The organism is Azotobacter chroococcum, from assembly GCF_004339665.1.
In the GTDB taxonomy this organism is placed as follows: Bacteria; Pseudomonadota; Gammaproteobacteria; order Pseudomonadales; family Pseudomonadaceae; genus Azotobacter; species Azotobacter chroococcum.
Genome location: NZ_SMMU01000039.1, coordinates 1 through 19,776 on the forward strand (window position 1 = coordinate 1; position 19,776 = coordinate 19,776).

Sequence of the window (19,776 nt, forward strand, 5' to 3'; positions counted from 1 at the left end):
GCGCTGATCGAGGCCTCGACCAAGCGGGTCGGCGACGGCTCGCAGCTGGCCGAGCAGGCGGGCCGGACCATGGAGGAAGTGGTCAGATCGGTGCACCGGGTGACCGACATCATCGACGAGATCTCGGCGGCCTCACACGAGCAGAGCGAGGGGCTCGGCCAGGTGAACACGGCGGTCGCGCAGATGGACGAGGTGACGCAGCAGAACGCGGCGCTGGTGCAGGAGGCGTCGGCGGCGTCGTCCTCGCTGGCCGAGCAGGCACGGCATCTGGAGGAGGCGGTGGCGGTGTTCCGGCTGAGTGCGGAGCAGCAGCGTGCGCAGCCGCAGGAGGTTCGCGGGGAGCGGCGCGCCGCTTCGCAGCCGGCGCAGGCCAGCAGAGCGGAGAAGCACCAGCCTTCGCCAGCGAAGGAGCGCGCCAGGCCGGCCGCGGCCGTCGCCGAGGAGCAGTGGGAAGAGTTTTGAGTGGGGCGACCGCCCGACAGGTCGACGACGCAGGGGCGCTTTCCGCGCCCCGTTTTGCATGCCACGGCGGGTCTCGACGAGCTGCCCGCCCTTGATCGCGAGGGGACCATAAATGGCCGACAAGAACATGAGCATCCTGGTGGTGGACGACTTTCCGACCATGCGCCGGATCGTCCGCAGTCTGCTCAAGGAGCTGGGCTTCAACAATGTGGAGGAGGCCGAGGACGGCCAGGACGCGCTGAACAAGCTGCGCGGCGGCGGTTTCGAATTCGTGGTGTCGGACTGGAACATGCCCAACCTCGACGGCCTGGAGATGCTCAAGCAGATCCGCTCCGACGACGGACTCAAGCACCTGCCGGTGCTGATGGTGACTGCCGAGGCGAAGAAGGAGAACATCATCGCCGCGGCCCAGGCAGGCGCCAATGGCTATGTGGTCAAGCCTTTCACCGCCGCGACTCTGGAGGAAAAGCTGAACAAGATCTTCGAAAAACTGGGCAAATGAACGCGGGGGAGGAGGCAGGTCCATGAGCGCCAACGAGCTGAACGGGGTGGGTTGCACCGCCAACCCCGAGGATTTGATCCAGCGTATCGGCCAGCTGACCCGGATGTTGCGCGACAGCATGCGCGAACTGGGGCTGGACAAGGAGATCGAGAAGGCGGCCCAGGCGATCCCGGATGCGCGCGACCGTCTCGGCTACATCGCCGCGATGACCGAGCAGGCTGCCGACCGGGCGCTCAACGCCGTCGATCGCGCCCAGCCGATCCAGGACGAACTGGCCGAGGGCGCGAAGGCGCTGGACGAGCGCTGGCAGGCCTGGTTCGCCGATCCGCTGGAACTGGATCAGGCCAAGGAGCTGGTCACCGACACCCGTGCCTATCTGGCCGATGATGTGCCGCGGCTGACCCAGGCTACCCAGAGCCAGCTGCTGGAGATCCTGATGGCCCAGGACTTCCAGGACCTGACTGGCCAGGTGATCAAGAAGATGATGGAAGTGATCCAGGAGATCGAGCACCAACTGGTCCAGGTGCTGATCGACAGCGTGCCCGACGGCGACGAGCAGGCGGTTCTGAAGCGCCTGGCCGAGTCGGAGTGGGAGCCGGTCGACGATCACAAGAAGCTGCTCAACGGGCCGCAGATCAAGCCCACACCGGGCGATGCGGTGGCCAACCAGGATCAGGTCGACGACCTGCTCGCGCAGCTCGGCTTCTGAGGCTCAGTCCTTTCAAGGTCTTTGCGTGAACTCCCCCGATACTCTATCGGGAGGAAAGGCGTCGAAGCGTCCCCTGCAACGTGCCCACGCAGGAGCGTGGGCACGATCATCCTCGTCGTTTGATGGCTCCCACGCTCCTGCGTGGGAGCCCAGGGCCGGGCGCTCCGGCGCCGCAGGGGCCCCGGAGCGCCCCTGTGGCGCGCCCACGCGGAAGCGCGGGCAACGATCAAAGCCCCGAAAAGCAAAAGACCTTGAAAGGATTGCTTCTGAGGCCCGCTGTCCCTGCCGCCGGGCGGTCTGCGCCTTTCGGCGCGGGCCGCACGCTTTCGCGGCACGCCGCTTGCCCGTGCCAATCGCCACATAAGCACGGAATTCGTCGTGCTGTTCGGGTAATGGCTCTCCGCCGTGCCCATGCAGAATGGCCGCCGTTCATCTGCACGAGTCGCCAGCGGCGCACCGGTGGGCCATGGCTGACGAGAGCAGCGATCAGGAAAAGACCGAAGCGGCGAGTCCGCGACGCCTGGAGAAGGCCCGGGAAGAGGGACAGGTCGCCCGTTCGCGCGAGCTGACCACCTTCCTGTTGCTGCTGACCGGCGTGGCGGCGCTGTGGGGGATGGGCGGGGTGCTCCATGAGCGGCTTTCACAGGTCATGGAGCAGGCCCTGCTGTTCGAGCGTGCCCAGGCCTTCGATGCGGCCCGCATGCTGGCGCGTTTCTGGGAACTCGGCGAGAGCACGCTGTTCACCCTGCTGCCGCTGTTCCTGCTGATGGCGGTGATGGCCCTGGTCGCGCCCTCGCTGCTCGGCGGCCTCTTGGTTTCGGCCAAGGCGCTGCAGCCGCAGCTGGCCCGGCTCAATCCGCTCAAGGGCCTCAAGCGGATCTTCTCGACCCAGGCGCTGGCCGAACTCGGCAAGGCGATCGCCAAGACCGTCCTGGTCGGCTGGGTGGCGGTGTTCTTCCTGAGGAAATACAGCGGCGAGCTGATGGCGCTGTCCGGGATGCCGATCCACCAGGCGCTGGCCGATGCCATGCGGCTGATCGCCCTGTCCTGCGGGATGATCGTGCTGGCGCTGATCCTGGTGATCGTCCTGGACGTGCCCTACCAGCTGTGGAGCCATGCCAAAAAGCTGCGGATGAGCAAGGAGGAGCTGCGCCAGGAGCACAAGGAGTCGGAGGGCGATCCCCACGTCAAGGGGCGCATCCGCTCGCAACAGCAGGCCATGGCGCGCTCGCGGATGATGAGCAAGGTGCCGACGGCCGACGTGATCGTCACCAACCCCACCCGTTTCGCCGTCGCGCTGAGCTACCAGGACGGGCAGATGAGCGCGCCGCGGGTGGTCGCCAAGGGCACCGATGCGGTGGCCGCGCGCATCCGCGAACTGGGCGGCGAGCACGGCGTGCCGCTGCTGGAGGCTGCGCCCTTGGCGCGGGCACTCTATTACCACGTCGATCTCGACCATGAAATCCCGGTCGAGCTGTACACCGCTGTGGCCGAGGTGCTGGCCTGGGCCTACCGCCTGCGGCGGGTGCGCGAGGAGGGCGGCGAGATGCCGGAAACCCCGCGCGACCTGCCGGTGCCGGAAGGCATGGACGAGCGCACCCGGCGCGATAAAGAATCCGAGGAATCGCAGACCTGATGAAAGCACTGACCGATCTACTGGGCCAAGGCTCCTGGCAGGGGCGGGCGGACCTCAAGCTGCTGGCCGGGCCGGTGCTGATCATCCTCATCCTGTCGATGATGATCCTGCCGCTGCCGCCCTTCGTCCTCGACCTGTTCTTCACCTTCAACATCGCCCTGGCGATCATGGTCCTGCTGGTGAGCATGCTCACCGAGAAGCCGCTGGACTTCGCCGCCTTCCCGGCGATTCTGCTGTTCACCACCCTGCTGCGCCTGTCGCTGAACGTCGCCTCCACCCGCGTGGTGCTGATGGAGGGCCACCAGGGCACCGGCGCCGCCGGCAAGGTGATCGAGGCCTTCGGCGAGTTCCTGGTCGGCGGCAACTTCGCCGTGGGCCTGGCGGTGTTTCTGATCCTGGTGATCATCAACTTCATGGTCATCACCAAGGGCGCCGGGCGCATCGCCGAAGTGGGCGCGCGCTTCACCCTCGACTCCATGCCCGGCAAGCAGATGGCCATCGACGCCGACCTGAACGCCGGCCTGATCGGCGAGGCGGAGGCCCGCCAGCGGCGCCGCGAGGTGGCCCAGGAGGCGGAGTTCTACGGCTCGATGGACGGCGCCAGCAAGTTCGTCCGCGGCGACGCCATGGCCGGCATGGTGATCATGGCGGTGAACATCGTCGGCGGCCTGCTGATCGGCATGCTGCAGCACGACATGGCCTTCGCCGACGCCGCCCATACCTACGTCATGCTGACCATCGGCGACGGTCTGGTGGCGCAGATTCCGGCGCTGGTCATCTCCATCGCCGCCGGCGTCACCGTCTCGCGGGTGAACACCGAGCAGGACGTCGGCCAGCAGATGCTCGGCCAACTGTTCAACCGGCCGCAGGTACTGATGCTGGCCGCCGCGGTGATCGGCCTGCTCGGCCTGGTGCCGGGGATGCCCAACTTCGTCTTCCTGCTGTTCACCGCGCTGCTCGCCGGCCTCGGCTGGTGGCTGAGCAGGCGCGAACAGGAGCGGCTAGTCGAGCAGGTGGTCAACGAGGTGCCGGTGGCGAGAATGGAGGCCCCGGAGGCCAGCTGGGACGACGTGCAGCTGGTCGATACCCTGGGTCTGGAAGTCGGCCACCGGCTGATTCCGCTGGTGGACAACCGCCAGCAGGGCGAGCTGCTGGCGCGGATCAAGAGCGTGCGCAAGAAGTTCGCCCAGGACATCGGCTTCCTGCCGCCGGTGGTGCACATCCGCGACAACCTGGAGCTGGGCCCGAACGCCTACCTGATCACCCTCAAGGGCGTGGAAATCGGCCGCGGCGAGATCCATCCGGGCAAGTGGCTGGCGATCGACCCCGGCCAGGTCAGCGGTCGCTTGGAGGGCGTCGCCACCACCGACCCGGCCTTCAACCTGCCGGCGACCTGGATCGATGCGAACCTGCGTGAGCACGGGCAGATCTACGGCTACACCGTGGTCGACGCCGGCACGGTCACCGCCACTCACCTCAACCACCTGCTGCACCGGCATGCCGGCGACCTGCTCGGACGCAGCGAGGTGCAGCGCCTGCTGGACAAGCTCGGCGAGGAGAACAAGGCCCTGGTCGAGGAGGTGGTGCCCAAGCTGGTCCCGCTCAGCACCCTGCAGCGCATCCTGCAGGCCCTGCTGGAGGAGGACGTGTCGATCCGCGACATGCGCACCATCCTCGATGCCCTGGCCGAGCATGCCGCCGCCCATCCGGGCGATGTCCAGGAGCTGACCGCCCTGGTGCGCGTGGCGCTGGGCCGGGCCATCACCCAGCAGTGGTTCGGCAGCCGCAGCGAACTGCACGTCATCGGTCTCGACCTGCAGCTGGAGCAGGTGCTCCTGCAGGCGGTGAACAACGGCGCCCTGGAGCCGGGCCTGGCCGACAACCTGATGCAGCAGACGGAAACCGCCCTGGCCCGCCAGGAAGCCAGCGGCGAACCGCCGGTGCTGGTGGTGCCGCACCGGCTGCGCGCGCTGCTCTCGCGCTTTTTGCGCCGGCGCCTGCGCCAACTGGTGGTGATGTCCCTGGTGGAGCTGCCCGACGACCGCTCCCTGCGCGTGACCAGCCTGATCGGAGGGAAATGATCCATGAGCGTCAGACGTTTCGTCGCAGCCAGCAGCCGCGAGGCCATGCGCCAGGTGCGCGAATTCCTGGGCGAGGACGCCCTGATCCTGTCCAACCGTCCGGTCGCCGAAGGCGTGGAAATCCTCGCCCTGGCCGAGGAGGAGCAGCAGGCCGTCCAGGCCGCCGCCGCTCCCGCCGCGCCGGCAAGGCCGGCCGCCCCCGCGGACTATCGTCAGGTAGCCACTGCCGCCCAGGCCGGGCGATCCGCCGCGCCCCCGCCTACGGCGGCGGACCTCGACTTCGCCGCTCTTGGCCAGCGCCTGCTCGGCGAGATGCAGGACATGCGCGCCTTGCTCGACCGGCGGATGCAGGCCCCGGCGGCGAGCGACGGCTGTCGCGGGCCGCTGCGCCAGCGCCTGCTCGGCGCCGGTTTCGGTCCCTGCCTGAGCGACGAGATTCTCGCCGGCCTGCCGGGCGAGCTGGCCAGCGGCCCGGCCGCGGCGCCCGCCCTGCAGGCCTGGCTGGAACGCCAGCTGGAGGCGCGCCTGCCGGTGCTCGAGGACGAGGCCGGTCTGCTCGACGAAGGCGGGGTGATCGCCCTGGTCGGTCCCACCGGGGTGGGCAAGACCACCACCGCCGCCAAGCTCGCGGCGCGCTACGTGATGCGCCACGGTCCCGGCGAGGTGGCGCTGATCAGCACCGACAGCTTCCGCATCGGCGCCCATGAGCAACTGCGCATCTACGCCCGCCTGCTCGACGTCGAGGTGCACACGCTGGCCGCCGTCGCGCCGCTGGAGCCGCTGCTCGCCGACCTGGCCGGCAAGCGCCTGGTGATCATCGACACGGTCGGCATGAGCCAGCGCGACCGGCGCCTGCTCACCCAGATCAACCAGCTCGGCGCCGCCGGGCGCTCGGTGCGGCTGATGCTGCTGCTCAACGCCGCCTGCCACGGCGACACCCTGGAGGAGGTGGTCGGCACCTACCAGCGCGCCGCCCTGGCCGCCGGCACCCGGCTGCGCGACTGCATCGTCAGCAAGTGCGACGAGGCCGCGCGGCTCGGCCCGGTGCTGGACATCCTGATGCGGCATGGCCTGCGCCTGAACTACCTGTCCAACGGCCAGCAGGTGCCGGAGGACCTGCAGGTGGCCGAGGCCAGGGCGCTGCTGCAGCAGGCGCTGGCGGTCAGCCAGCCGTCGCCCTTCGTTTCCGAGGACGGGGCGGATGGCGCCGGACGGCGTCTCGACAGCTGGGCCCGCGGCCTGTTCGGCCGTGGCCGGAGCCTGGCCGCCTCGTTCGAGACGCTGCGTCGCGAGCTGGACGGCTTCGCCCTGCTGGAGCGCGCCTGGCGCCTGGCCGCCCTGCCGGCCGGCGTGCAGGGGGAGCGGCTGGCCCGGCTGCTGGAGGCGTGCGACGGCGAATCCGTCGACATCGGCGCACCACGACAACTGCTCTGGGGCGGCGGCAAGCCGGTGCCCGGCGCCACCTGGAACATGCCGCTGCTGAGCCTGGACCCGGAGGGGCGCCTACAGCTGCGCCCGTGGCTGGCCCATCGGCTGCCGAGCGGGCACGAGCAGCGTCTGGACTGGGCCTTCGAGCGCCTCAGAGCGCGCCGGCATTTGCTGCCGGCGGCGCCGGAGGGCGGACTCCTGCAGGCTCTGGCGCGGCTGCGCAGCCCCTGGATCGGCGCCGCCAGGTCCGGCAACCGGGTCGAGTTCCAGGCCGAGCGTCACAGCCTGGCCCGGCTGGCCGCCGTCGCCGAGTCCCATGACAGCCTGCAGCTGCGCCACCGCGGCCGGCCGCTGTGGCTGGAGCTGTGCCATCTGCCGGTCGGTCTGCGTGCCGCCGGCGAACGCGCCGGAGAAGCGATGCCCTGGCCGGTCGAGGCCTGGTTTGGCACCCTGCGCGATGGCGACAGCGGCCAGTCGCTCGGCCAGCGCCACTGGCTGGCCTGGTCGCCGGAGCCGGGCCGCCAGGCGCTCGTCGAACAGGCCGACGGGGTGCGCCTGCTGCTGGCCTGCGACGATCTGCCGGCGCTGACCCTGCGTGCCTGGCAGGCCCTCGGCGAGGTCCAGGGAGCGTTGCAGACGGAACTGCGCCTGTTCCTGGCCGCTGCGCTGGCTGCCGGCGCCAGCCGCCTGGACCGGTCCGCGGAGGACTGGGCGATGGACCTGCGTGCCCGGCTGGCCGGCCTGGGCGGCGGGCGGCGTCTGCGCGGCCCGGCCCAGCAGCTCGATGCCCTGCTGCATCTGCTGGCGGCCGGCGATGCCTTCCGCCAGCTCGGCGGCGAGTTCGAGCCCTGATGGCTGCTGCGGAGGATGGCGACGGTTTCGGCCCGCTCGACCAGGCCGCCGGGCTGCGCCGCTGGGCGGAGCAGCAGGGCGCAGGCGGCGGGGAGCCGTCCGTCGCCGCGCTGTCCTCAGGCATTCCCGAGGCGCCGCGCCCGACCCTGATGGTGGTCGGCCTGCCGAGCGGTGCGCAGCGCCAGCGTCTGGAGCGGGTGCGCCAAACCCTGCAACGCTGGCAGGCCAACGGCCATGCCTGGGTCGGCGATCCGGCCCGCTGGCAACTGGTCGCCCTGGACGAGGACAGTCCGCACCTGCACACCCTGGCCTGCCAGCAGCCGCGCTGGGCCCTCTGGGTCGAAGGCGATCCGGACGGCTTCCGCCGCGCCTATCGGTGCCTGCGCCACCTGCGCGAGGGCGGCGGGCCGACCCGGCTGCTGGTGCTGCATCCGGGCTTCGCCTCGCACGCGGGGCTGCTCGACAACCTGCGTCAGGCTGCGGGCACCTTCCTCGAGATCGAGTTGCTGCTGCTGGCCGAGCGGCCGAGGGGGTATCAGGGATGAGACTGGGCAGCCGCGCAAGGGCATTCAGTTCATGCCTTCCGGGCAGGCTGCTGGTCATCCTGTCGCTGCTCCTGCCGCTCTCTTTGCCCGCTGTGGAGGCCGCACCGGGCAGCTGGCAGGCACGGATTCCCATCCTGCGCCTGGCGGTGCCCGGCCGGGAGCGCGCGTCCGCCCCCCTGCAGCCGCCGGCGCTTGCCCGGGGACAACGCCTGGCCGAGGTGCGCTGGCGCTTCGAGCTTCCGGCCGGCGCGCTGGTCCGTGCCCGGCTCTGCCATCCGCAGCGCTGCATCGAGCTGTCCCGCAGCCGGGGGCGCAGCGCCGCGCTGGCCGGGCTGGACGCCGGGCAGCCGCTGCAGTTCCGCTTTCGCCTGGCGCCGCGTGGCGAAGCGCAGCGGGTCGAGGCAATCGAGCTGATCGTCGAGTACCGCCGAACGGATGCTGGCCATTTGCAAAGCCCGGAATAGCCCGTTTCCCCGGCGACTGTTCGGGGCTTTCAGGGCTCTGCCGCAAGGCGAGAATGCCGGGCGGAGAGCCTCCGTCCGGCCAGGGCCGGCCCCGGCAGCGCCGGATGGGACAGGCCGTCTTTCGTCAGCTCCAGGTCAGTGGAATGTATACGGCACAGGGCAAAATCAGACAGCGGGACCTGCTCGAGGAGTATCTGCCGCTGGTGCGCCGGCAGGCCCTGAACCTGCAGACCAGGTTGCCGCCCTGCGTCGAGCTGGACGACCTGATCCAGGCCGGCACCATCGGTCTGCTCGACGCCCTGTCGCGCTACGACGCCGGCCAGGGCGCCAGTTTTGCCACCTTCGCCAGCCAGCGCGTGCGCGGCGCCATGCTCGACGAGCTGCGCAGCCGCGACTGGGTGCCGCGCAGCGTGCGGCGCAATGCCCGGGCTCTGGAAGACGCCCTGCGCCAGCTCGAGCAGCGCCTCGGCCGGCCCGCCGAGGAGCGCGAGGTCGCCGCGGCCATGGGGCTGGATCTCGCCGAATACCGGCAGCTGCTGCTGGACAGCAACGGCAGCCAGCTGCTGGCCATCGACGAGCTGGGCGAGGACGAGGTGGACGCGATGAGCGTCGGTCACTACGCCTCGCCCTTCGCCGAACTGGCCGAGGGGCGTGACATGGAGCGGCTGGTCAAGGCCATCGAGGCGCTTCCGGAACGGGAGAAGCTGGTGCTCGGCCTGTATTATCAGGAAGACCTCAACCTCAAGGAAATCGGCGCCGTGCTGGGCGTCAGCGAGTCGCGCGTCTGCCAGCTGCACAGCCAGGCGGTGGCCCGCCTGCGCAAGGGGCTGGCCGGATAGCCGTCGGTTTCGGGTGTGCCGGCCCATGGTGGCCGGCGCAAGGGCACAAGAACAGGGCGCCGACAGGGAGGACGCCGGGCAGATCATGAAAATGGTACAGACCGACGATGCCTATGCACGCATCGACAATCCAGACGAGTGTCGCGCGTTGCTCGAGCAGTTGTGCGAGCGGGGGGGCGCCCAGTTGGAGGGGTTGGCGCCGGACAGTCCGTCCGTGCCCGTCCTGCTGATGGAGGTCGTCGCCGGGAGGCGGCTGATCCTGGACCTGACCACGGTACCCGCCGTGGCGTCCCATCTGGAGGCGGGACAGGCATGGCGGCTCGCCGGATGGGTGGCCGGAACCCAGTTGCGCAGCGCACCGCTGGGCATGTGGCGGCGGCTGACGGTGGCGGGCCGCGTCCAACTGGCCTGTGCCTGGCCGGAATGGCTGGAGACCCGGCATCGGCGGAGTGCTTTCCGCGCCAGGCTCAACACCCACATGGTGGTGGATGTGGAGGTGCAGATGGGCGCCGGCGACCGTCCCTTCCTCGGGCGCCTGCGGGACCTGTCGCTGGGCGGCTGCCAGGTCGAACTGCCGGCCAGCGCCGCTCCCGACCTTCAGGTCGGACAGGATCTGCAGCGGCTCGGTTTGCGCTTTCCCAATGGCCAGCAGCTGGAGCTGCGTGGCCAGATTCGCCACCGCCGGCTCAATGCCGACTGGCAGACGCTCCGCTTCGGCTGTGCCTTCGCCGCTCCGGGGGCCGCGGAGGAGCGGCGACTCTGGTTCTATGTGCGGGAGATCGAGCGGGAAAGCGCCCGCAGCGGCATGGAGGGCGATCCTTCGCGCATGCCCTCGTCGCTCTTCGTGCCCGCGAGCGAGGCGGCGCCCGGCGCCCAGCGTCCGCACGGGCTGGATTACGCGACGCCGATGGCCCGGCGCCTGGCACGCCTGGCGGTGTACCTCAACGGTCTGCTGGTGCAGTTGCAGCAGGGGAGCGAGATCGACCCGGCGCAGCTGTCCTGGCATTGCGACTTTCTGCTCGGTCTGCTGCACGAGGAGCGCGAGGCCGTGCTGTTCGCGGTGAATTGCCTGGTGGACGACCCGCCGCTGATCCAGCACTGCATCGCCGTGGCCACGCGCCTGAGCGACCTGGCCCGCAGCCGCGGCCTGCCGCCCGATCTGGTCAAGAGCATCTGCGCCTGCGCCCTGGTCCACGACCTGGGCAAGGGACTGCTGCCGCCGTCGCTGGTGCGCAGCGACGCCTTCGACGACGGGCAGCGCGCGGCCTTCGCGCAGCATGTGCCGCTGCTGCGCGAGCGGCTGGTGCACTGCAGGTGGCTGGCCGAGGCGGTGATCAGGGGCGTCGTCGAAGAGGTCAACGAGCGTCTTGACGGCAGTGGATACCCGCGGGGCCTGGGCGCCGGGCAACTCGGCGAGCTGGCGCGGATCGCCGCCGTGGTCGATGTGATCGACGCCATGGGACGGGCCCGCCCGGATCGCGCGGAGCAGACCATCAGCAGCGTCTACCGCCAGTTGATCGGCCGCGAGGGGCAACTCGACAAGCACTGGTGCCAGTATTACGCGCGGCATTTCGGGCTGGTCCCGATCGGCTCGCTGGTGCGCTTCAGCGCGGGAGGCCTGGGCTGGGTCGAGCGCCTCGACCGCAAGGGCGCCATCCTCCAGGTCCGCCTGACCGATCAGCCCTCCCTGCGCGGCGCGACCCTCAGCACGCCGATTTCGGGGGGCGAACTGGCCGCCCTAGGCCCCATCGAGGGCATCGTCCTGCCGGAGGCGAGCGACTGAGAAAGCCCGGGCGCAGCCCCAGGCAGGACTGCGCTCAGGCTTGTTCCCGCAGCAGAACCCCGCGCAGCTGTTCGAGGCTTTCGGCGATCCGCAGCACTTCCTCGCTGGGAATCTGCCGGATCAGCTCGCCGCTCTCGCGGTCGACGATCTCGGTGACCAGCCGCGGCCCGGGCTCCTTCAGCTGGAACTCCACCCCGTAGCTGCCCAGCACCTCGTTGATGCGCTGCACCGGCTCGACCAGCTCCTCGCGGGCGACCAGCCCCGGCTGCGCGCCCTCGGCCTGCGCCACGGCGCTGCCGGCGGCCGGCGGCAATTCGTCCAGGGCGTTTTCCAGGCGCTGGCGCGGGGTGAGGTTGGCTAGGGGCGAGCTGGAAAGGGGGGCGGTATCGTTCAGGGGCGAGCTCATGCGTGTTCTCCTTGGAAGACGGACAGATCCATGACCCTTTATCGGATGGGAGAGTTAAATCTTGAGACTGCCGGATCTGGATGCTGCCAGCCGGATTGGCGGTCAGATTTTCGGCAAAGTCTGCGGTTGTCATCTCATTCATTTAGACAGGCCCATTCTCTGCCCTGTTTTCCCGCATATGACCTCATGAGTGGCAGTGCATTATCGGCAGTGTTTTGAAGTAGTACAAAGGAACTCACATGAGGGTCACAGTCTTCGGCATCGGATATGTCGGCCTGGTACAAGCTGCCGTTCTGGCGGAGGTCGGTCATGATGTCGTCTGCGTGGATGTCGATTCCGATAAGATCGAGAATCTCAAGCAGGGAATCATTCCGATTTACGAATCAGGTCTTGAGCAGATCGTCCGGCAGAATTACGAGGCCGGTCGCCTGAATTTCACCACCGATGCGGCGATCGGTGTCCTGCATGGAGAGGTTCAGTTCATTGCGGTCGGTACCCCACCGGAGGAGGATGGTTCCGCCGACTTGCAGTACGTGCTCGCCGTGGCCGAGACCATTGCCCGGCATATGGATAGCCATCGCATTCTTATCGACAAATCCACGGTTCCGGTAGGCACCGCCGACAAGGTACGCGAGCGAGTCGCGGCCGTACTCGCCCAGCGTGGACGCGAGGATCTCGGATTCGATGTGGTTTCCAACCCGGAATTCCTCAAGGAGGGGTCGGCCGTTGCCGATTGCATGCGTCCGGATCGCATCGTCATTGGCACCGACAGCCGGGGCAGCGAGGAGGTGATGCGCGAGTTGTACGCGCCCTTCAATCGCAACCATGAAAAGATCATCGTCATGGATGTGCGCAGCGCCGAACTGACCAAGTACGCCGCCAACTGCATGCTGGCGACCAAGATCAGCTTCATGAACGAAATGGCCAACTTGGCCGAAGAACTGGGTGCTGACATCGAGATGGTCCGTCAAGGCATCGGCTCCGACCCCCGCATCGGCTACCACTTCATCTACGCTGGCGCCGGCTATGGTGGCTCCTGTTTCCCCAAGGACATCCAAGCGCTGATACGTACCGCCGACAGCATCGACTTCGACGCCAGGGTGCTCAAGGCCGTGGAGGCGCGTAATGAGCGGCAGAAGACCGTATTGTTCCGCAAGATTGACCGGCATTTCGCCGGGGATCTTGCAGGCAAGACTTTCGCCCTGTGGGGCCTCAGCTTCAAACCGAACACCAACGACATGCGCGAGGCGCCCAGCAGGGTACTGATGGAAGCCCTGTGGCAGGCCGGCGCAAAGGTGCAGGCCTACGACCCAGAGGCCTTGGACGAGGCCCAGCGCCTTTACGGCAACCGCGACGATCTGATCCTGTGTGGCACCAAGGAGGCCGCGCTCAAGGGGGCCGAGGCCCTGGTGATTGTCACCGAGTGGCAGGCCTTCAAGGCGCCGGATTTCGACTTCATCAAGCAACAGCTCAGACGGCCGGTGATTTTCGATGGGCGGAATCTGTTCGAGCCGAGGCGGATGGTGCGCAAAGGCATCGTTTATTGCTCGATAGGCCGCTGAGAGTCACTGTTTTAGGTTAGGAAAAAGACTGATCAATGAAAGCGGTAATACTGGCGGGGGGGCTGGGAACCCGAATCTCCGAGGAATCCCATTTGCGGCCGAAGCCGATGATAGAAATCGGCGGAAAACCCATTCTCTGGCATATCATGAAGACCTATTCCCATTACGGAATCAACGACTTCGTGATCTGCTGCGGGTACAAGGGATATGTCCTCAAGGAGTACTTCGCGAACTACTTCTTGCATATGTCCGACGTCACCTTCGATATGTCCCGCAACTCGATGGAGGTTCATCAGCGCTACGTCGAGCCCTGGCGGGTCACCTTGGTCAACACTGGCGAGGAGACCCTCACCGGCGGCCGGCTGCGGCGTGTTCGCGAGCATTTGGGGGACGAGCCGTTCTGTTTCACCTATGGCGACGGCTTGTCCGACGTCGACATCGGCGAGCTGATCCGCTTCCACCGGGAGCACGGGCGGCTGGCCACGGTGACCGCGATCCAGCCGCCGGGGCGTTACGGCGCGCTGGACATGGACGGCGATGCCGTCGCGAGTTTCAAGGAGAAACCGGCCGGCGACGGGGCGTGGATCAATGGCGGCTACTTCGTCCTCGATCCTGCAATCATCGACAACATCGATGGCGACCAGAGCAGTTGGGAAGGAGAGCCATTGATGCGGCTGGCCAGGGAAGGGCAACTGATGTCCTATCGGCACACGGGCTTCTGGCAAGCCATGGATACCCTGCGCGACAAGAACCAGCTCGAAGAGCTCTGGTTGCGAGGCAATCCGCCCTGGAAGGTCTGGGCATGAGTGCTTTCGGGGATTTCTACCGCGGGCGCCGGGTGCTGGTGACCGGGCATACGGGCTTCAAGGGCAGTTGGCTGGCGTTATGGCTGGCTCGGTTGGGGGCTCAGGTGACGGGCATCTCCCTGCCGCCAGTGACCACTCCCAACCTTTTCACGCTGGCCCGGGTAGATGCCTGTTGCCATAGCCAGTTTTGCGATATCCGCGATGCTCAGGCACTGGCAGAGCATGTGCGTGCGCTGCGTCCCGAGGTGGTTTTCCATCTGGCGGCCCAGCCCTTGGTGAGGGTCAGCTACCGCGATCCGCTCAGTACCCTGTCTAGCAACGTGATGGGCACGGCCCATTTGCTCGATGCAATACGCGGCCTGGACAGCGTGCGTGTCGCGGTCACGGTGACGACCGACAAGGTCTACCGCAACAACGAGTGGGCTTACCCCTATCGCGAGGACGATGCCTTAGGCGGTCACGACCCTTACAGCGCCAGCAAAGCGGCCAGCGAGATCGTCATCGGCAGTTATCGCGATGCTTTCCTGCGTGAGCAGGGCGTCGCAATTGCCTCTGCACGGGCCGGTAATGTGATTGGCGGAGGGGACTGGTCGGAAGACCGTCTGATCCCCGACGCAGTACGTGCCTGGCAGGCAGGGAGCACGCTCGAGATTCGCCGCCCTCAGGCGATCCGCCCGTGGCAGCATGTGCTGGAGCCGCTCGCCGGCTACCTGCGACTGGCCGAGCGGCTCTGGCGGCAGCCGGAGTTGGCCGGCGCCTACAATTTCGGACCGCATACCCATGAGGCGGCCACCGTGCGCGAGGTGGTCGAGCTGGCGCGCGTGACTTACGGGCGGGGCGAAGTGTGCTACGGCGATGGCCGCGACGGCCCTCACGAGGCTGGCTGGCTGGCCCTGGAGACGGCCAAGGCGCGCACGTTCCTGGGGCTGGCGCCGCATTGGCCTCTGGCCGAAACGGTACGGCGCACCATGGCGTGGTATCGCGCACAGCAGGAGGGCTGCGATCCGCGAGTCCTCTGTGAGACGGAAATCGTCGCCTACGAGGAGCGGGCATGAGCCGTTTCAGCCTCAGCGTTTTACCCCTTGCCGGGCTGGTGGCCGTCGAGCGCCATCCTTTGGGAGATAGTCGAGGGTTCCTTGCCCGTTTGTTCTGTGCCGAGGCGTTGGCAAGCGCTGGCTGGAAGCGGCCCATTGCCCAGATCAACCACACCTATACGGCCAAGCGAGGCACCGTGCGCGGCCTACATTTTCAGCGCCCGCCGAATGCCGAGATGAAACTGGTCAGCTGCCTGCGTGGTGAGGTCTGGGATGTGGCCGTCGATCTTCGTGCCGACTCGCTGACGTTTTTGCAGTGGCATGCGGAACGGCTGTCTGCCGCGAATAGCCGGGCCCTGCTGATTCCCGAAGGCTTTGCCCATGGCTTCCAGGCGCTGAGCGATGACGTGGAACTCCTGTACTGCCACTCGGCTGCCTATGCCGCGGAGTCGGAGGCTGGCCTGCATCCGCAGGATCCGCGGCTCGATATTCGCTGGCCGCTGGACGTTGCCCAGATGTCGCCACGCGATGTCGGTCATCCTCTCATCGAGTCTGGGTTTGAAGGAGTATGTCAGTGAAGTGTCGACACTGTGGCAGCGAGCTGCGCTTGCCATTTCTGGACCTGGGCAGTGCGCCGCCCTCTAATGCCTACCTGAGCGAGATGTCGCTGCGGGCGCCGGAGGTTTGGTTCCCCCTACGTCTTCTGGTATGCGAGGAGTGCTGGCTGGTACAGACCGAGGATCATGCCGGTCGCGAGGCTTTGTTCACCCAAGACTATGCCTACTTCAGCTCATTCTCGACGTCCTGGCTGGCACATGCTGAACACTATGTCCAGACGATGAACGAGCGGTTCGGCTTGCATGGTGCCAGTACCGTCGTCGAAGTCGCCGCCAACGACGGCTATCTGCTGCAATACGTGCAGGCTGCAGGTGTTCCTTGTTACGGCGTTGAACCAACCGCCAGTACTGCGCGCGCCGCCAGAGCCAAGGGAATTGAGATTGTTGAGCGTTTCTTCGGCGTGGTACTGGCCGAGGAATTGAGTGCCGCCGGTCGCCAGGCTGATCTGATAGCGGCAAACAACGTGCTGGCTCACGTGCCGGACATCAACGACTTCGTTTCGGGCTTCACCAGCCTGCTGAAGCCTCACGGGGTGGCGACATTCGAGTTCCCCCATTTGCTGCATATGGTGCAGGAAAATCAGTTCGACACGGCCTATCACGAGCACTATTCCTATCTGTCGCTTACTGCCGTGCAGCGTATTTTCGATGCCAATGGACTCGATGTTTTCGATGTGGAGCAGTTGCCTACGCACGGCGGCAGCCTGCGTGTATTCGCTCAACGGCGCGATACGGGCATTCATGCGCATGACGATGCCGTATCTGCCATGCTGGCGCTCGAAGCCAGTGCGGGTATGTCTACTTCCGGGTTTTACAGGAGCTTCCAGGCCCATGCCGAGAAGGTCAAGGACGATATCGTAGCGTTCTTAATCGAGGCCAGGCGCCAAGGTTTGAAAGTTGGTGCTTACGGTGCTGCGGCCAAGGGAAACACGCTGCTCAATTTCGCTGGTATTCGTCCTGACCTACTGCCTTATGTGGTGGACAAGAACCCTGCCAAGCAGGGGAAGTATTTACCAGGGAGTCGGATTCCTATCGTTGGCGAGGCTCACCTCAAGGCACACCGGCCTGAGCGTATTCTGATCCTGCCTTGGAATTTGCGAGATGAGATCATCACGCAACTGAGCTATGTTCAGAAGTGGGGCGCTTCGCTTGTGACGGCGGTTCCGCAACTGGAAGTTGTCGAAGTGAGTGATCGATGAGAGTGTTGCTGACTGGCGCTAGCGGATTTCTTGGTCGCCATGCTCTGGATTCTCTTGAGCGTTGTGGCGTAGAAGTAGTTGCCTTGGGTCGTACCCGCCCTCACGTACCAGTCAAATTCATCAAGGCGGATCTGCTAAGCGTAAGGGATCTCCGCCCCTTTTTGCGGGAAGCTGATGCAACACACCTTTTGCATTTGGCCTGGTACGCCGAGCATGGGAAGTATTGGAGTTCTCCACTGAATCTGAGGTGGGTCGATGCGACGACGAGACTGGTGGAGAGTTTTTGTGACTCCGGTGGTCGTAGGGTCGTAGTTGCTGGTACTTGCGCCGAATATGATTGGAAACATGGCTGCTGCGAAGAGGAGAGTACGCCGCTCACTCCTGCCACGCTATATGGCTTGGCCAAAGATGTGACTCGCCGTCTGGTGATGGCCATTTGTACTCAGCACCAGGCTTCCTGTGGCTGGGGGCGAGTTTTTATACCGTTTGGCCGTTGGGAGTCCGTGGAGCGCTTGATACCATCGTTGATTGAGGTTTTCCAAGGAGTCCGCCCGCCATTTGGTGTTAATGCGCTTGCATACCGCGATTTCCTGCATGCCAGTGATGTTGCTGATGGTCTGATCAGGCTGTTGAGCCAAGATTCAAACGAGACCTATAACATCAGCTCCGGCGAGCCGACTCGTTTGAGCGAGGTCGTTCTTATCTTGGCCGATTTACTGGATGCAGATCCTGCTCCCATTCTGGAGTTGGCATCCGAGCGCTCCGGTGAGCCGCTGCTGTTATTAGGGAATAGTCTCAAGCTAAGAGCGCTCGGATGGAGGCCGGTATTGAATCTGAGGCAAGGCCTTGTGCAAACACTCCGTGGAGATAGTGAATGAAAATTTGTCGTTGCCCTATCTGTGAGAACTCCAGGCTGAGTCTTTTTCTTCTGCGCGAAAATGTCCCTGTACATCAGAATCTAGTGGTGGAGTGTCAGGGTTCTGCACATGATGTCACGCGTGGAGACTTGGAATTGATGGTGTGTGGCTCCTGTGGTTTCGTCTTCAATCGGGCATTCGACCGGTCTCGCCTGAGCTATGGGGAAGCCTACGACAATACGCAGTCTTGTTCTGCCTATTTTGATGCGTATTTAGACGATCTAGTTCGGGATATGGTTGAGAGGCAGGGGGTCAAGAACTGTACGATTGTTGAGGTTGGTTGTGGGAAAGGAAGCTTTCTGAGAAAGCTGGTGAACTATCCTGGAGCGAACAATTCGGGCTACGGCTTTGACCCAAGTTACGTAGGGCCCGCTGTCGAGTTGGATGGGCGTCTGCAGTTCAGTGCTCGCTACTACGATGAGGCCTGTGCAGGTATCGCCGCAGATGTGGTGGTCTGCCGCCATGTAATCGAGCACGTACCTGAGCCATTACAGGTGTTGCGCTCGGTGCGGGCTGCACTTGCCTCATCTTCTAGGGCCAGAGTCTTTTTTGAAACGCCCTGTGTCGACTGGATTCTCCGTAATCGGGTGCTCTGGGACTTCTTCTACGAGCATTGCTCGCTTTTTACTGCGGGCTCTCTGGGGTTGGCTTTCCGGCGTGCTGGTTTTGCAGTGGAGCGCGTCTCGCACATCTTCAGCGGGCAATATCTCTGGTTGGAAGGGAGTGTGGCGAATGTTGACGAAGCGCTGCCAACCGATGTCGAAGTGGTTTCGCTGGCGGTTGCGTATTCATCCGATGAGCAAAGGATGCGGCGAGACTGGTTGCAGCGCCTCTGCAGCTTGAGGCAGTGTGGAAAGGTTTCGCTATGGGGTGCGGGTGCAAAAGGTGCGACATTTGCAAATTTGATAGATCCCGACTGTAGCTTGATAGAGTGTGTTGTCGATCTCAATCCGAGAAAACAAGGGGGGTTCATTCCTGGTACGGGGCACCCTATAGTCGCCCCTGAGGAGCTGAGGAGGCGCGGCGTTTCGAGTGCTGTGCTGATGAACCCAAACTATCGCGAAGAAAACATTAAGCTGCTGGAGTCGGCCGGCATTGAGCTGAACCTGACAGATTGGAGCGAGTGATGAAGCTGACTCTGGATACAGAGGAAAAAACCCTAACGATCGATGAGGCCGGGCAGTCAAGGGTGTTCGATCTGTATTCGAGAGCTGCATTCGAGGCAATTTCGCGCGAATGGGTGCGCGTTGGCTGGAATCAGAAGTACCAATATACTTTCAGCTGGATGGGTCGCCCGGTCATTCAGTTGCCCGAAGACATGATTCGCATGCAAGAGGTGATTTTCCAGCTCAAGCCGGATGTGATCATCGAAACGGGCGTGGCCCATGGCGGATCACTGATTTTTTATTCCAGTCTATGCAAAGCGATGGAGACAGGAAGAGTTATCGGTATCGATATCGAGATTCGTCCGCATAATCGTGCGGCGATAGAGGCGCATCCGCTCAGTGACCGCATTACCCTGCTCGAGGGGAGCTCGACGGATCATGAGATTGTGACCAAGGTGAAGAACCTAGTGAGTCCGGAGGACAAGGTTCTGGTGATCCTAGACTCAAACCATAGCTATGCACATGTCTTGGGAGAGCTTGAGGCCTATGCGGATCTGGTGACGCCTGGCTCTTATATGGTGGCAACCGACGGGATTATGTTCGATCTCTTCGATGTTCCGAGGGGAGCTCCAGAGTGGGCAACTGATAATCCGACGTGGGCCGCGAGAGACTTCGTCGCGAAAAATCCTAAATTCAGAATTGAGCAGCCGGCTTGGCTGTTCAATGAAAGTGAGTTGGGAGAGAACGTAACGCACTGGCCGGGCGCTTGGCTGAGGCGGAAATAACTAATTTTTCTTGAGGACCTCGCCTATCTACATGAATAGGCGA

19 protein-coding genes are annotated in these 19,776 nt (G+C 65.1%); 18 read left to right on the forward strand and 1 reads right to left on the reverse strand.

What is annotated here, in order from left to right:
• From EV691_RS19885 to EV691_RS19930, 10 genes are all read left to right on the forward strand, one after another.
• The coding region (locus EV691_RS19885; protein WP_243649665.1) for a methyl-accepting chemotaxis protein at positions 1-462 on the forward strand (462 nt) is incomplete at its 5' end.
• A gap of 112 nt (positions 463-574) precedes the next feature.
• Positions 575-964, forward strand: coding sequence for a chemotaxis response regulator CheY (cheY, locus tag EV691_RS19890; RefSeq protein WP_089168030.1), 390 nt, complete (start codon positions 575-577; stop codon positions 962-964).
• 22 nt (positions 965-986) lie between these two features.
• Complete coding sequence (gene cheZ / locus EV691_RS19895; RefSeq protein ID WP_131299724.1) at positions 987-1,673, forward strand: protein phosphatase CheZ; 687 nt, start codon at positions 987-989, stop codon at positions 1,671-1,673.
• 466 nt (positions 1,674-2,139) lie between these two features.
• Positions 2,140-3,309, forward strand: a complete 1,170-nt coding sequence (gene flhB / locus EV691_RS19900; protein ID WP_165496582.1) for a flagellar biosynthesis protein FlhB — start codon at positions 2,140-2,142, stop codon at positions 3,307-3,309.
• Positions 3,309-5,390 carry a flagellar biosynthesis protein FlhA gene (gene flhA / locus EV691_RS19905; RefSeq protein WP_131299730.1) on the forward strand — a complete coding sequence of 694 codons (2,082 nt, stop codon included), beginning with the start codon at positions 3,309-3,311 and terminating at the stop codon, positions 5,388-5,390. The genes flhB and flhA overlap by 1 nt, the downstream gene beginning before the upstream one ends.
• Before the next feature lie 3 nt (positions 5,391-5,393).
• The gene (gene flhF / locus EV691_RS19910; RefSeq protein ID WP_131299733.1) at positions 5,394-7,670 is read left to right on the forward strand and encodes a flagellar biosynthesis GTPase FlhF; all 2,277 of its coding nucleotides are present in this window, start codon (positions 5,394-5,396) and stop codon (positions 7,668-7,670) included.
• Entirely contained in the window at positions 7,670-8,215 is a 546-nt protein-coding gene (locus EV691_RS19915; RefSeq protein ID WP_131299736.1) for a hypothetical protein, read from the forward strand. Before flhF ends, EV691_RS19915 begins: the two co-directional genes overlap by 1 nt.
• Positions 8,212-8,679, forward strand: a complete 468-nt coding sequence (locus EV691_RS19920; protein ID WP_131299739.1) for a flagellar protein FlhE — start codon at positions 8,212-8,214, stop codon at positions 8,677-8,679. The genes EV691_RS19915 and EV691_RS19920 overlap by 4 nt, the downstream gene beginning before the upstream one ends.
• 143 nt (positions 8,680-8,822) lie before the next feature.
• Positions 8,823-9,518 (forward strand): RNA polymerase sigma factor FliA, encoded by a 696-nt coding sequence (locus tag EV691_RS19925; RefSeq protein WP_131299741.1) that lies wholly within the window; start codon positions 8,823-8,825, stop codon positions 9,516-9,518.
• A gap of 85 nt (positions 9,519-9,603) precedes the next feature.
• Complete coding sequence (locus tag EV691_RS19930) at positions 9,604-11,301, forward strand: PilZ domain-containing protein (RefSeq protein ID WP_242672596.1); 1,698 nt, start codon at positions 9,604-9,606, stop codon at positions 11,299-11,301.
• A gap of 34 nt (positions 11,302-11,335) precedes the next feature.
• Here EV691_RS19930 and EV691_RS19935 read toward each other — a convergent pair whose 3' ends face one another.
• Positions 11,336-11,707, reverse strand: a complete 372-nt coding sequence (locus EV691_RS19935; RefSeq protein WP_131299743.1) for a flagellar protein FlaG — start codon at positions 11,705-11,707, stop codon at positions 11,336-11,338.
• Between the two features lie 239 nt (positions 11,708-11,946).
• Between EV691_RS19935 and EV691_RS19940 the strand changes: the two genes are divergently transcribed.
• From EV691_RS19940 to EV691_RS19975, 8 genes are read left to right on the forward strand one after another with little or no spacing between them, the layout of a single operon-like run.
• A complete protein-coding gene (locus EV691_RS19940) occupies positions 11,947-13,269 on the forward strand; it encodes a UDP-glucose dehydrogenase family protein (protein ID WP_131299746.1) in 1,323 nt (440 codons plus the stop codon).
• 35 nt (positions 13,270-13,304) lie between these two features.
• Positions 13,305-14,075, forward strand: a complete 771-nt coding sequence (rfbF, locus tag EV691_RS19945) for a glucose-1-phosphate cytidylyltransferase (RefSeq protein ID WP_131299749.1) — start codon at positions 13,305-13,307, stop codon at positions 14,073-14,075.
• On the forward strand, positions 14,057-15,130 hold the full coding sequence (rfbG, locus tag EV691_RS19950; RefSeq protein ID WP_198868059.1) for a CDP-glucose 4,6-dehydratase: 1,074 nt from the start codon (positions 14,057-14,059) through the stop codon (positions 15,128-15,130). Before rfbF ends, rfbG begins: the two co-directional genes overlap by 19 nt.
• Positions 15,127-15,687, forward strand: a complete 561-nt coding sequence (locus EV691_RS19955; protein WP_131299755.1) for a dTDP-4-dehydrorhamnose 3,5-epimerase family protein — start codon at positions 15,127-15,129, stop codon at positions 15,685-15,687. Before rfbG ends, EV691_RS19955 begins: the two co-directional genes overlap by 4 nt.
• The gene (locus tag EV691_RS19960) at positions 15,684-16,925 is read left to right on the forward strand and encodes a class I SAM-dependent methyltransferase (protein WP_207390232.1); all 1,242 of its coding nucleotides are present in this window, start codon (positions 15,684-15,686) and stop codon (positions 16,923-16,925) included. The genes EV691_RS19955 and EV691_RS19960 overlap by 4 nt, the downstream gene beginning before the upstream one ends.
• Complete coding sequence (locus tag EV691_RS19965) at positions 16,922-17,803, forward strand: NAD-dependent epimerase/dehydratase family protein (RefSeq protein ID WP_131299762.1); 882 nt, start codon at positions 16,922-16,924, stop codon at positions 17,801-17,803. The genes EV691_RS19960 and EV691_RS19965 overlap by 4 nt, the downstream gene beginning before the upstream one ends.
• Positions 17,800-18,969: a class I SAM-dependent methyltransferase gene (locus EV691_RS19970; RefSeq protein WP_207390233.1), complete on the forward strand. Its 1,170-nt coding sequence runs from the start codon at positions 17,800-17,802 to the stop codon at positions 18,967-18,969. The genes EV691_RS19965 and EV691_RS19970 overlap by 4 nt, the downstream gene beginning before the upstream one ends.
• A complete protein-coding gene (locus EV691_RS19975; RefSeq protein ID WP_131299764.1) occupies positions 18,969-19,733 on the forward strand; it encodes a cephalosporin hydroxylase family protein in 765 nt (254 codons plus the stop codon). Before EV691_RS19970 ends, EV691_RS19975 begins: the two co-directional genes overlap by 1 nt.
• The last annotated feature ends 43 nt before the right edge of the window (positions 19,734-19,776 follow it).

Bases quoted from the DNA above. Each gene is read 5' to 3' on its own strand.
- flhF (WP_131299733.1), top strand. From the start codon at position 5,394: ATGAGCGTCAGACGTTTCGTCGCAGCCAGCAGCCGCGAGGCCATGCGC.
- cheZ (WP_131299724.1), top strand. From the start codon at position 987: ATGAGCGCCAACGAGCTGAACGGGGTGGGTTGCACCGCCAACCCCGAG.
- flhB (WP_165496582.1), top strand. From the start codon at position 2,140: ATGGCTGACGAGAGCAGCGATCAGGAAAAGACCGAAGCGGCGAGTCCG.
- rfbF (WP_131299749.1), top strand. From the start codon at position 13,305: ATGAAAGCGGTAATACTGGCGGGGGGGCTGGGAACCCGAATCTCCGAG.
- flhA (WP_131299730.1), top strand. From the start codon at position 3,309: ATGAAAGCACTGACCGATCTACTGGGCCAAGGCTCCTGGCAGGGGCGG.
- EV691_RS19920 (WP_131299739.1), top strand. From the start codon at position 8,212: ATGAGACTGGGCAGCCGCGCAAGGGCATTCAGTTCATGCCTTCCGGGC.
- EV691_RS19915 (WP_131299736.1), top strand. From the start codon at position 7,670: ATGGCTGCTGCGGAGGATGGCGACGGTTTCGGCCCGCTCGACCAGGCC.
- EV691_RS19930 (WP_242672596.1), top strand. From the start codon at position 9,604: ATGAAAATGGTACAGACCGACGATGCCTATGCACGCATCGACAATCCA.
- EV691_RS19925 (WP_131299741.1), top strand. From the start codon at position 8,823: ATGTATACGGCACAGGGCAAAATCAGACAGCGGGACCTGCTCGAGGAG.
- EV691_RS19935 (WP_131299743.1), bottom strand. From the start codon at position 11,707: ATGAGCTCGCCCCTGAACGATACCGCCCCCCTTTCCAGCTCGCCCCTA.
- EV691_RS19970 (WP_207390233.1), top strand. From the start codon at position 17,800: ATGAAAATTTGTCGTTGCCCTATCTGTGAGAACTCCAGGCTGAGTCTT.
- EV691_RS19940 (WP_131299746.1), top strand. From the start codon at position 11,947: ATGAGGGTCACAGTCTTCGGCATCGGATATGTCGGCCTGGTACAAGCT.
- EV691_RS19955 (WP_131299755.1), top strand. From the start codon at position 15,127: ATGAGCCGTTTCAGCCTCAGCGTTTTACCCCTTGCCGGGCTGGTGGCC.
- cheY (WP_089168030.1), top strand. From the start codon at position 575: ATGGCCGACAAGAACATGAGCATCCTGGTGGTGGACGACTTTCCGACC.
- EV691_RS19965 (WP_131299762.1), top strand. From the start codon at position 16,922: ATGAGAGTGTTGCTGACTGGCGCTAGCGGATTTCTTGGTCGCCATGCT.
- EV691_RS19975 (WP_131299764.1), top strand. From the start codon at position 18,969: ATGAAGCTGACTCTGGATACAGAGGAAAAAACCCTAACGATCGATGAG.